The 11,328-nt window shown below is 70.7% G+C and carries 11 protein-coding genes; 10 read left to right on the top strand and 1 reads right to left on the bottom strand.

Annotated elements, in window-relative coordinates; all coding sequences use genetic code 11:
- On the bottom strand, positions 1-846 hold an 846-nt coding region (locus H0U68_RS04185), incomplete at its 3' end, for a hypothetical protein (RefSeq protein WP_296352973.1).
- 282 nt (positions 847-1,128) lie between these two features.
- On the opposite strand from H0U68_RS04185, the gene H0U68_RS04180 reads away from it, so the two are divergent.
- The 10 genes from H0U68_RS04180 to H0U68_RS04135 all read left to right on the top strand — a co-directional run.
- Complete coding sequence (locus tag H0U68_RS04180; RefSeq protein WP_296352971.1) at positions 1,129-2,181, top strand: glycosyltransferase; 1,053 nt, start codon at positions 1,129-1,131, stop codon at positions 2,179-2,181.
- A complete protein-coding gene (locus H0U68_RS04175; RefSeq protein ID WP_296352970.1) occupies positions 2,178-3,146 on the top strand; it encodes a GDP-L-fucose synthase in 969 nt (322 codons plus the stop codon). The genes H0U68_RS04180 and H0U68_RS04175 overlap by 4 nt, the downstream gene beginning before the upstream one ends.
- Positions 3,147-3,195: 49 nt before the next feature.
- Positions 3,196-4,557, top strand: coding sequence for a UDP-glucose/GDP-mannose dehydrogenase family protein (locus H0U68_RS04170; protein WP_296352968.1), 1,362 nt, complete (start codon positions 3,196-3,198; stop codon positions 4,555-4,557).
- Between the two features lie 13 nt (positions 4,558-4,570).
- The gene (locus H0U68_RS04165; protein ID WP_296352966.1) at positions 4,571-5,530 is read left to right on the top strand and encodes a UDP-glucuronic acid decarboxylase family protein; all 960 of its coding nucleotides are present in this window, start codon (positions 4,571-4,573) and stop codon (positions 5,528-5,530) included.
- A gap of 12 nt (positions 5,531-5,542) precedes the next feature.
- Entirely contained in the window at positions 5,543-6,724 is a 1,182-nt protein-coding gene (locus H0U68_RS04160; protein WP_296352964.1) for a glycosyltransferase family 1 protein, read from the top strand.
- A gap of 11 nt (positions 6,725-6,735) precedes the next feature.
- Positions 6,736-7,467 (top strand): hypothetical protein, encoded by a 732-nt coding sequence (locus tag H0U68_RS04155; RefSeq protein WP_296352962.1) that lies wholly within the window; start codon positions 6,736-6,738, stop codon positions 7,465-7,467.
- Positions 7,464-8,282 (top strand): ABC transporter permease, encoded by an 819-nt coding sequence (locus H0U68_RS04150; protein ID WP_296352960.1) that lies wholly within the window; start codon positions 7,464-7,466, stop codon positions 8,280-8,282. Before H0U68_RS04155 ends, H0U68_RS04150 begins: the two co-directional genes overlap by 4 nt.
- A 1-nt stretch (position 8,283) precedes the next feature.
- Positions 8,284-9,558 (top strand): ABC transporter ATP-binding protein, encoded by a 1,275-nt coding sequence (locus H0U68_RS04145; protein ID WP_296352958.1) that lies wholly within the window; start codon positions 8,284-8,286, stop codon positions 9,556-9,558.
- Entirely contained in the window at positions 9,555-10,469 is a 915-nt protein-coding gene (locus tag H0U68_RS04140) for an FkbM family methyltransferase (RefSeq protein ID WP_296352957.1), read from the top strand. Before H0U68_RS04145 ends, H0U68_RS04140 begins: the two co-directional genes overlap by 4 nt.
- Positions 10,466-11,328 (top strand): glycosyltransferase (locus H0U68_RS04135; protein WP_296352955.1); only part of this gene is annotated, 863 nt, incomplete at its 3' end. The genes H0U68_RS04140 and H0U68_RS04135, both read left to right, overlap by 4 nt.

The raw sequence follows: 11,328 nt of genomic DNA, 5'->3' as shown, positions 1-11,328 counted from the left end.
CAGCAGCGCCGCCCCGCCCAGCGCGGCGCACACCATGCCTGTGCCGGACGCGCTCGCCACCACCAGCACGCCGCCCAGCGCCAGCAGCCAGGCGAAGCCGGCGCGGCGCGGCGCGAAGCAGAAGTGGAACGCCAGGGCGCAGACGGTGAACACGCCCAGGCTGTTGGGCTGCACCAGCGTGCCGGCCGCGCGGCGCGCCAGGTCCCAGGGCGACCATTCGTGGAAGATGTGCAGGCCGCGCCACAGCTCGAACGGCACCAGCGCCGCCTGCACGACGAGCAGCGCCGACGCGCCGAGCGCGAACACGCCGATGTGATGGACCAGCCCGCGCCCGGCCAGTGCCAGCGGCAGGAACAGCATGCCCCGCGCGCCCGCCAGGGCGACCAGCACGCCGTTGACGGGCAACGACACCAGCAGGGCCGCCAGGGCGTCGAGCGCGAACAGCAGCAGCGGTGCAGCACGGCGCGGGCCTGGCGGGCCACCGCGCGCGGCAGCGAAGGTCCAGGCGGCCGTGGCCAGCAGCAGCAGCCAGAACGCGTCCTTGGCGAGCTTCAGCACGCGCTCCACCGGGCCGGGCCGGTACACGTGGCGGTAGGCGGCATCGGCCGCGTCCATCGGCGGCTGGGCCGCGCGCGCGGCAATCTCGGCTGGGGTGGTGTAGACCAGGCAGGGCCGCTGTTCGGCCCTGTCGGGAATGGCGCAGCGGACGGCCCAGAAGGCCTTGTATGCTTCACGGTCGAGCACGCCGATTCGCTTGAGGTAGGCGCCCGCTCCGTTGCCGATGGCCGCCAGCAGCAGGGCCAGCGCCAGCAGCTTCGCCCACGAGGAGTGTTGTTCCGGCGCCATCTCCAGCCCATCATAAGCGGCGGGAACACCAGCACGACGGTAACAATGGCGCCCCGGCTGAGCGTTAATTACGCACGAGCTTGCATCAAATTTGTGCTGCACTACGAAATTGCCGTATTCAAGTCAACAGTACATGTAATAAAGTGTTGCGAATACGGATGGGAACGCGATGTCATTGTGGGAATGCCAGGAAGCGCTGCCTTTGCAGCCCGATGCGTCGGGCCAGCGACAGCCTGTTGCGTTCCCACGTCTGCGGCCGGCCTGCTGACTGAACAAGACAACGTGGAATCCGTCGCCTACTCCGTCGCCACCAGTGCCCTGGCCTCCTTCGCGCTGGCCATGGTGCTGGTGCTCACTGCCGGCCGCCACGGGCGCTACACCATGGACACGCCCGGCGCCGTGCAGACCTTCCACCTGCAGCCGACCCCGCGCGTGGGCGGCGTCGGCATCTACCTCGCGCTGCTGGTCGCCTGGATGCTGGTCGCGCACGCCGACACCCGGCGCATCCTGGGCACCATCCTGCTGGCCGGCGTGCCCTGCCTGCTGGTCGGCCTGCTGGAAGACGTGACCAAGCGCGTCGGCATCCGCACCCGGCTGATCGCCACCATGGCCAGCGGCGCGCTGGCCTGCGTGCTGAGCGGCGTGATGCTGTCGCGGCTGGACGTGCCGCTGCTGGACGCGGCTCTGGCCCATGCGCCGGCAGCGCTGCTGCTCACCGCGGTGGCCGTGGGCGGCGTCGCCAATTCCATCAACATCATCGACGGCTTCAACGGCCTGGCCAGCGGCACCACGGTGATCGCGCTGGCCGCCATCGCCGCCATCGCGGCCGGCTGCGGCGACCTGCCGCTGGCCGCCACGGCCGTCATCCTGGCCGCCGCGGTGGCGGGCTTCTGGCTGGTCAACTTCCCCTGGGGCAAGCTGTTCCTGGGCGACGGCGGCGCCTATTTCGCCGGCTTCGCGCTGGCCTGGCTGGCGGTGCTGCTGCCGATGCGCAACGCCTCCGTCTCGCCCTGGGCCAGCCTGCTGGTGTGCGCCTACCCGATCATCGAGGTGGGCTACAGCGTGGCGCGGCGCAACCGCTCGCACCAGCCGGCTGCCCACCCCGACCGCCGCCACCTGCACAGCCTGGTGGCCACCCAGATCGTCCAGCGTCGCCTGCCGGCACTCCATCCCACCCTGCAGAACTCCGCCGTCTCGGTGGTGATGTGGGCCTGCGCCGCCATTCCCGCCCTGTTCGGCATCGCGTTTTCCGGCAGCACCCCGGTGCTGGTGGCCTGCGCCGCAGGCTGCGTGCTGGCCTACCACCTCCTCTACCGCCGGATCGCCCGCTCATGAATGCACAACCGAAGATCTATGTGGCCGGCCACCGCGGCATGGTGGGCAGCGCCATCGTGCGCGCCCTGCGCGCCGGCGGCAGCACGCACATCGTCACGCGCACGCACGACGCGCTGGACCTGACCGAGCAGCCCGCGGTGGACGCCTTCTTCGCCGCCGAGCGGCCCGACGCGGTGTACATGGCGGCCGCGCGCGTGGGCGGCATCCACGCCAACAACACCTATCCGGCGGAGTTCATCTACAACAACCTGATGGTGCAGGCCAACGTGATCCACGCCGCCTGGCGCCACGGCACGCGCAAGCTGCTGTTCCTCGGCTCCAGCTGCATCTACCCGAAGCTGGCGCCGCAGCCGATGGGCGAAGAGGCGCTGCTGACCGGCCCGCTGGAGCCCACCAACGAGCCCTACGCCATCGCCAAGATCGCCGGCATCAAGATGTGCGAGAGCTACAACCGGCAGTACGGCACCGACTACCGCAGCGTCATGCCGACCAACCTGTACGGCCCGGGCGACAACTACCACCCCGAGAACAGCCACGTGGTGCCGGCGATGCTGCGGCGCTTCCACGAAGCCAAGGCGGCCGGCACGCCCGAAGTCGCGGTCTGGGGCACCGGCACGCCGCGGCGCGAATTCCTCTACGTGGACGACATGGCCGCGGCCTGCCTGCACGTGATGGGCATGGACCCCGCCGCCTGGGCCGCCAACACCGAGCCGATGCAGGCGCTGCTGAACGTCGGCTACGGCAGCGACGTGAGCATCGCGGAGCTGGCCCGCACCGTGGCGCGCGTGGTCGGCTACCAGGGCGAGATCCGCTTCGACAAGACGCGGCCCGACGGATCACCGCGCAAACTGATCAGCAGCGAGCGGCTGCAAGGCCTGGGCTGGAAGCCGACCGTCGGCCTGGAACGCGGCCTGGCGCTGGCCTACGCCGATTTCCTGCGGCAATGCGAGGCCCAGCCGGCCTGATGCGCGCAGCGGGTACAACAGCGCACCTCGCTTCCACAAGAACAACACCATGAACATCACCGTCATCGGCACCGGCTACGTCGGCCTCGTCAGCGGCACCTGCCTGGCCGACGTGGGCAACGACGTGCTCTGCCTGGACCTCGATCCCGCCAAGATCGCCATGCTGGAAGCCGGCGAAGTCCCGATCTACGAACCCGGCCTGGCCGAGCTGATCGAACGCAACCGCCGCGCGGGGCGGCTGCGCTTCACCACCGACATCGCGCAATCGGTGGCACATGCCCAGGTGCAGCTGATCGCCGTCGGCACGCCGCCCGACGAAGACGGCAGCGCCGACCTGCGCCACGTGCTGGGCGCGGCGCGCGCCGTCGCGCGGCACATGGACGGCTTCAAGCTGGTGGTGACCAAGTCCACCGTGCCGGTGGGCACGGCGCAGCGCGTGCGCGAGGCGATGCAAGGCGTGCTGCAGGAGCGCGGTGCATCCGGCGAAGCGCACGCATTCTCGGTGGCGTCGAACCCGGAATTCCTGAAGGAAGGCGCGGCCATCGAGGACTTCATGCGGCCCGACCGCATCGTGGTCGGCACCGAGGCCGGCCCGCTGGAGCCGCGCGCCAAGGAGCTGCTGCACGACCTGTACGCGCCCTTCAACCGCAACCACGAGCGCACGCTGTACATGGACGTGAAGGCGGCGGAATTCACCAAGTACGCGGCCAACGCCATGCTGGCCACGCGCATCAGCTTCATGAACGACCTGGCCAACCTGGCCGACCGCGTGGGCGTGGACATCGAGCAGGTGCGCAGGGGCATGGGGTCGGACCCGCGCATCGGCTACAGCTTCCTGTACGCCGGCACCGGCTACGGCGGCAGCTGCTTTCCCAAGGACGTGCAGGCGCTCACGCGCACCGCCGCCGCCCACGGCCAGCGGCTGCGCGTGCTGGAGGCTGTGGAGGCGGTCAACGAGGACCAGAAGGGCGTGCTGGTGGGCAAGATCGCGCAGCGCTTCGGCGAAGACCTGCACGGCCGCAGCTTCGGGATCTGGGGCCTGGCCTTCAAGCCCAACACCGACGACATGCGCCAGGCGCCCAGCCGGGTGGTGGTGCGCGCGCTGCTGGAGCGCGGCGCCCGCCTCACCTTGCACGACCCGGTGGCGATGGCGCAGGCGCGTGAAGCGCTGGCGCAGGACATGGCCGACCGGCCGGCGCTGCTGGACCGCATCCGCTACACCGACACGCCGCTGGACGCCGCCGAAGGCGCCGACGCGCTGGTCATCGTCACCGAATGGAAGGCCTTCAAGAGCCCCAATTTCGCGGCGCTGAAGGCGGCGCTGAAGACGCCGGTGATCTTCGACGGACGCAACCTGTACGAGCCCGCCATCCGCGAGCAGGGCTTCGAATACCACGCCATCGGCCGCTGAAGGGCAAACCGCAATGCGCCAGTACAACCCCCAACAACGCGTCCTCGTCACCGGCGGCGCCGGCTTCCTGGGCTCGCACCTGATCGACCGCCTGCTGGCCCAGGGCCACGAGGTGGTGTGCGCGGACAACCTGTTCACCGGCAGCAAGCGCAACATCGCGCACCTGCACGGCAACCCGAACTTCGAGTTCGTGCGCCACGACGTGACCTTCCCGCTCTACATGGAAGTCGACCGCATCTACAACCTGGCCTGCCCGGCCAGCCCGGTGCACTACCAGCACGACCCGGTGCAGACCACCAAGACCAGCGTGCACGGCGCCATCAACATGCTGGGCCTGGCCAAGCGGCTGGGCGCGCGCATCTTCCAGGCCTCCACCAGCGAGGTCTACGGCGACCCTTCCGTGCATCCGCAGCCCGAGGGCTACTGGGGCAACGTCAACCCGATCGGCATCCGCTCGTGCTACGACGAGGGCAAGCGCTGCGCCGAGACGCTGTTCTTCGACTACCACCGCCAGCACGGCCTGGACATCAAGGTGGCGCGCATCTTCAACACCTACGGCCCGCGCATGCACCCCAACGACGGCCGGGTGGTGTCCAACTTCATCGTGCAGGCGCTGAAGAACGAACCCATCACCATCTACGGCGAAGGCCAGCAGACGCGCTCGTTCTGCTTCGTCGACGACCTGGTCGAGGGCTTCCTGCGCCTGATGGAGCAGCCGGCCGACTTTCCCGGCCCGATGAACCTGGGCAACCCCAACGAATTCACCATCCGGCAGCTGGCCGACAAGGTGATCGCGCTGACCGGCTCGCGCTCGCCGCTGGTGCACAAGCCGTTGCCCAGCGACGACCCGACGCAGCGCCAGCCCGACATCCGCCTGGCGCGCGAGCGGCTCGGCTGGGAGCCCAAGGTGCAGCTGGAAGAAGGCCTGCGCAAGACCATCGACTACTTCGACGGGCTGCTGCGCGCGGCCTGATGGCGACACGACATGAGGCCGCTCTCCCCGCAGGCGCCCGGCGCGCCGCCGCAGGTCACGCTGTTTCGCGACTTCGTGGAGGACCGGCGCACCAGCATGGAGATCTATGCCGATGCGCTGGCCGATGCGCTGGCGCAGCTGCCGCGCCCGCCCGTGCTGCGGCAGGTCGTGCCGCGCGCCGCACGCCTGCCCTGGCGCGGCACGCCCGGCGCCTTCGAGATGCGCTGGTCGCGCTACGTGCGCTATCCGCGCGCCGCGGCGCAACAGCAGGGCCAGCTGAACCACGTGATCGACCACGGCTACGGCCATCTGCTGTGGACCCTGGACCCGCGCCGCACCGTGGTCACGGTGCACGACATCATTCCGGCGCTGCGCTGGGCCGGCAAGCTGGCCGGCACCACGCGCGGCAGCTATCCGCTGCTCAACAAACTATCGCTGGCGGCATTGCGGCGCGCCCACACGCTGGTGGCGATCAGCCGCAACACGGCCGACGACCTGGTCGCGCACTGCGGCCTGGATGCCGCGCGCATCCGCGTCGTGCCGCTGGGCCTGTCGCCGCGCTTTTGCCCGGCGGACCCACGCGGACGCAGCGCGCTGCGCGACCGCTTCGGGCTGCCGCAGGGCGGCCGGCTGGTGCTGATCTCGGGCGACGCCTTCTACAAGAACCACGCCACCTGCCTGGAGGTGCTGCGCGCGCTGCATGCGGACCCCACGCCCGGCGCCGCACCGGTGACGCTGGTGCGCCTGGGCCCGCGCGGCGCCGACTGGCGGCAGCGGCTCGCGGCCTCGGGTCTGGCCGCGCACGTCATCGCGCTGGAGCACCTGCCCGGCGCCGACGTGCCGGCGCTCTACAACGCGGTCGACTGCCTGCTGTTCCCCTCGCTCTACGAGGGCTTCGGCTGGCCGGTGCTGGAGGCCATGGCCTGCGGCGTGCCGGTGGTGTGCTCCAATGCCGGCTCGCTGCCCGAGGTGGCGGGCGACGCCGCGCTGATGGCGGCGCCGACCGACGCGGCAGCCCTCGCGCAGGCGGTGCGCCGCTGCCTGGACGATGCCGCCACGCGCGCCACGCTCATCGGCCGCGGGCATGCGCAGGCGGCCCGTTTTCCATGGCACCGGCACGCGCAGTCGATGCTGGACATCTACGAGGACATCCTGGGCGCGCGCAGTGCAGTCCCGGTTGCCGCTTCAGCCTGAAGGACACACCCATGCATTCCGTTCCCGCCGACAGCCAGCCGATGGCCACTTCCGGCCCCGCCCCGTACGAGGACCGCGCCAGGTTCAATCCGCTGGCCGACTCCAAGGTGCCGCTGCGGCGCGACCCGCTGGCGCTGGCCGCGCGCGGGGCGTCGCTCGCGTGGTCGCTGCTCACCTCCGGCCACCCCGGCGATCTGCTGCTGTGGCTGCGCACCATGCTGCTGCGCGGGCGGCCCCTCAGCCACCCGGTGCCCTGGCTGACCTTCGACGCCACGCGCGCCATCTGCGCCGCGCTGCCCCTGGACGCGCGCGTGTTCGAGTTCGGCGCCGGCAACTCCACCGTGTTCTGGGCGCGCCGCACCGCCTCCGTGTTCTCGGTGGAGGACAACGCCGGCTGGATGGAGATGCTCAACGCCAAGCTGAAAGCGCTGCGCATCGCCAACACCCACCTGGTCCACGCCACCGACAAGCCCTCGTACGTGGGCACCATCGACGGCTGGCCGGACGACCACTTCGACATGGTCATCGTCGACGGCGCGTTCCGCCGCGAGTGCGCAGCCGCCGCGGTGCGCCACATCAAGCCGGGCGGCCTGCTGGTGGTGGACAACACCGACTGGCACTGGTTCCGCGCCGAACCCATCGAAGGCATCCCGCCGCACTGGGAGCGCCGCGCCTACCCGGGCTATGCGCCGATGATGGGCCACAAGAGCGAAACCACCGTGTTCCGCCGCATCGACGGATGACAGCGGAAACCGTGATCGAGCCGCCCGGCGCGTGGCGCCTGCTGGACTGGCGCGCGCTGTGGGCCTACCGCGAGCTGCTGTGGGTGCTGGGCACGCGCGACGTGAAGGTGCGCTACAAGCAGAGCGTGCTGGGCGCGGCCTGGGCCGTGATCCGGCCGCTGAGCGCCATGGCGGTGTTCAGCGTGATCTTCGGCTTCCTGGCCAAGATGCCGTCGGACGGCCTGCCCTACCCGGTGTTCGTGTTCACGGCGCTGCTGCCCTGGACCTTCTTCGCCAGCACGGTGAGCGCCTCGGCACAGTCGCTGGTGGGCTCCTCGCACCTGATCAGCAAGGTGTACTTTCCGCGGCTCATCATCCCGCTCGCCTCCATCGGCGCGGCGCTGGTGGACCTGCTGGTGTCGCTGGCCATCCTGCTGGTGCTGATGGCGCTGTACGGCGTGGCGTGGTCCTCGCAGCTGCTGGCCGCCCCGCTGATCGTGCTGGCGGTTGCCGTGGCCGCGCTGGGCGTGGGCACGCTGCTGTCGGCGCTGACCGTCAGCTACCGCGACTTCACGCACATCACGCCATTCCTGGTGCAGATCTGGATGTACGCCACGCCCATCGTGTTCCCGCTCAGCCTGGTGCCCGAGAAGTGGCGCTGGCTGATGGCGCTGAACCCCATGACCGGGCTGGTGGAGGCGTTTCGCTCGGCGTTCCTGGGCCGGCCGTTCGACATTCCCTCCATCGCGCTGTCGGTGGCGGTCTCGCTGGCCATGCTGGTCGCGGGCGTGCTGTATTTCGAACGGGCGGAGCGGCGCTTCGCCGACGTGATCTGACATGAACGCCGCCACCGCCATCCAGGTGCAGGACCTGTCCAAGCGCTATGCCGTGGGCAGGCGCGAGCAGGCGCCCGCCACCTTCTACGAGGCGCTGGGCGGGCTGCTCACGCGGCCGCTGGCGCGGCTGCGTGAGCTGGCCGGCACGCGCGAGGCGGCCGACACCTTCTGGGCGCTGCGCGGGGTGAGCTTCGAGGTCGGCCAGGGCGAGGTGGTGGGCATCGTCGGGCGCAACGGCGCGGGCAAGAGCACGCTCTTGAAGATCCTCAGCCGCATCACCGCGCCGACCGAAGGCCGCGCCGTGCTGCGCGGGCGCATGTCCAGCCTGCTGGAGGTCGGTACCGGCTTCCACCCGGAGCTGACAGGGCGCGAGAACATCTTCCTGAACGGCGCCATCCTGGGCATGACGCGCGCGGAAATCGCCCGCCAGTTCGACGCCATCGTCGCCTTCGCGGAAATCGAGCGCTTCGTCGACACCGCCGTCAAGCATTACTCCAGCGGCATGTACGTGCGCCTGGCGTTCTCGGTGGCGGCGCACCTGGACCCGGACATCCTGGTCATCGACGAGGTGCTGGCGGTGGGCGACGCCGCCTTCCAGAAGCGCTGCCTGGGCAAGATGCGCGACGTGGCGCGGGCCGGGCGCACCGTGCTGTTCGTCAGCCACAACATGGCCGCCGTGCAGGCGCTGTGCACCCGCGCGCTCTACCTGAAGAACGGCCGCGTGGCGCTCGACGGCGCGGTGGACCGCATCGTGGACGCGCACCTGGGCGACACCACCGACACGCTCGGCCAGCCGCTGGATGCGCGCACCGACCGCAGCGGTGACGGCCGGCTGCGCTTCACCGGCTCCTGGATCGAGAACGCGGCAGGCGAGCGCATGCCCTCGCTGGTGCTGGGCAAGACCGGCACGCTGTGCCTGGCCTACGAGGCGTTCACCGACCTGGAGGACGTGTTCGTTGCCTTCGACATCCGCGACGGCAACGGCGAGCCGGTCACCAACTGCAACACCGCCGACACCGGCCGCGACTTCGCGCGCGTGGCGGCCGGCCGCGGCGTGTTCCGCTGCGCGCTCCCGCGCTTCCCGATCCGGGGCGGGCGCTACAGCGGCAACATCTACTGCGCCGCGCGCGGCACGGTAGCCGACTTCATCGTCGCGGCGCACGAGATCAACGTGGAAGACGGCGACTTCTACGGCACCGGCTCGCTGAAGAACGGCTGCCGCGTGATGCTGGAACAGGCCTGGCGCTGCGACCCGGCGCCAGAAGGCAGCACATGAGCGCACCCGCCATCGAACGCATCAAGTACCGCGCCCGTGTCGCCGCCGGCGCCTGCCTGCACGCCGCCGGCCTGTACCGCCGCCTGCTGCCGGTGTTCCAGCCGCGCCCGCCGGAGCCGCTGCGCAGGCTGCAGGCCTACCTGCAGCACTACTACGACCAGGCCGAATCGGCCGAAGCCGAGCTGTACCTCGCCGGGCTGGGCCTCACCGTGGCCTGCGACATCAAGGACCACATGCTGTGGCCGCACCTGGAAGGCAAGGCGCCGGTCTACGAGCAGCTGGACATCGACCACTGCCGCGCCGCCGTGCGCCCGGGCGACCACATCCTGGACGTCGGCGCCAACCACGGCTTCTGGGGCTTCGCGCTGGCGCAGGCCGCGGGCGCGGACGCGGTGGCTTACTTCTGCGAACCCAATCCGAAGCTGCAGCGGCGCGTGCGCCGCACGGCGCAGCTCAATCCAGGCATTGCCGCGCGGCTGCTGCCCTACGCAATCGCCGACGGGACGCAGGACGCGCTGACCTTCTACCTGCCCACCGGCAACCTGAGCGGCCTGGGTTCCACCGTGCTGCACCAGATGGCGCGCGACAACGGCTATCTCACCGAGCAGCTGCGCATGACGGTGCCGTCGCGCTCCATCGACGCGCTGGTGCAGGAAGGCGCCATTGCCCGCATCGACGTCATGAAGATCGACGTGGAGCATGCCGAGGATGCCGTGGTGCGCGGCGCCGACGCGGCGCTGCGGCGCTTTCGCCCGCGGCTGGTGATGGTGGAAACATCGCCGGACAGCGCGGCGGCGCGCACCTTCGAAGCCATGGGCTACGCCAGCTACAGGTTGGCTCCGGACGGCGCACGCGCGGCCGTCGAGCCCGGCTATTGGGGCAACATCTTTTTCCACCGGTCCGCGCCTTGACCGCACCGCGCGTCAGCGTCGTCATGCCCGTCTTCAACCGCGCCTGGTGCGTGGCCGAGGCGATCGACTCCGTGCTGGCCACGGGCGCGCCGGACCTGGAGCTGGTGATCGTGGACGACGGCAGCACCGACGGCACAGCGGACATCCTGGCGCGCTATGCCGAATGCGAGCCGCGCCGCGTGCGCGTCGTGGCGCACTCGGGCCGTGCCAACCTCGGCATTTCGCGCAGCCGCAATTTGGGCGCGTCGCAGGCGCGCGGGATCTATCTGGCCTTCCTGGACTCCGACGACCTCTACCATCCCGGGCGCTTCGCCCATGCCCCGGCATGGCTGGATCGGCATCCGGCGCACGACGCCTGCATCGAGCCGTTCGAACGTGCCGACATCGACGGCGCGCGGCGCGAGCTGGTGACCCATCTGGCGCCGGTGCCTCAAGCCGATGCCGGCTGGCTGGATGCGATGCTGTTCTCCACCATCTACTGGCACACCTCGGTCATCACGCTGCGCCGCTGCGCATGGCCGCGGTTCGGCGGCTTCGACCCGCGCCTGGCGCTGGGCGAGGACGTCGCGCTGTGGCTGCGGCTGGCCGCCGCCGGCACGGTCGGCGTCGCGCAGGACCGCGTGCCGGTCTCCCTGGTGCGTGCCCATGCGCGCCATTCCTGGGCCGGGGCAGACCGCCGCACGGAACATGCGATTTACCTGCGCGTGCTGGACGCGCTGTGCAGCTGGATTGCGCGGCAACCGGGCCTGCCGCAGCGCGTGCACGACATGGCGCGCACGCGCCTGCGCCAGTCGCTGGTGGAACTGCTGCTCGACGCCGCCGTGCCGCGCCGTCGCCGCCTCGGCCTGTGGACCGAGGC

This window comes from Ramlibacter sp., assembly GCF_013697775.1.
Taxonomy (GTDB): domain Bacteria; phylum Pseudomonadota; class Gammaproteobacteria; order Burkholderiales; family Burkholderiaceae_C; genus Ramlibacter.
The sequence above is the reverse complement of the archived record's forward strand: the minus strand, read 5'-3'. Positions and strand labels throughout refer to the sequence as shown.

Bases quoted from the DNA above. Each gene is read 5' to 3' on its own strand.
- H0U68_RS04150 (WP_296352960.1), top strand. From the start codon at position 7,464: ATGACAGCGGAAACCGTGATCGAGCCGCCCGGCGCGTGGCGCCTGCTG.
- H0U68_RS04160 (WP_296352964.1), top strand. From the start codon at position 5,543: ATGAGGCCGCTCTCCCCGCAGGCGCCCGGCGCGCCGCCGCAGGTCACG.
- H0U68_RS04170 (WP_296352968.1), top strand. From the start codon at position 3,196: ATGAACATCACCGTCATCGGCACCGGCTACGTCGGCCTCGTCAGCGGC.
- H0U68_RS04155 (WP_296352962.1), top strand. From the start codon at position 6,736: ATGCATTCCGTTCCCGCCGACAGCCAGCCGATGGCCACTTCCGGCCCC.
- H0U68_RS04165 (WP_296352966.1), top strand. From the start codon at position 4,571: ATGCGCCAGTACAACCCCCAACAACGCGTCCTCGTCACCGGCGGCGCC.
- H0U68_RS04175 (WP_296352970.1), top strand. From the start codon at position 2,178: ATGAATGCACAACCGAAGATCTATGTGGCCGGCCACCGCGGCATGGTG.
- H0U68_RS04145 (WP_296352958.1), top strand. From the start codon at position 8,284: ATGAACGCCGCCACCGCCATCCAGGTGCAGGACCTGTCCAAGCGCTAT.
- H0U68_RS04140 (WP_296352957.1), top strand. From the start codon at position 9,555: ATGAGCGCACCCGCCATCGAACGCATCAAGTACCGCGCCCGTGTCGCC.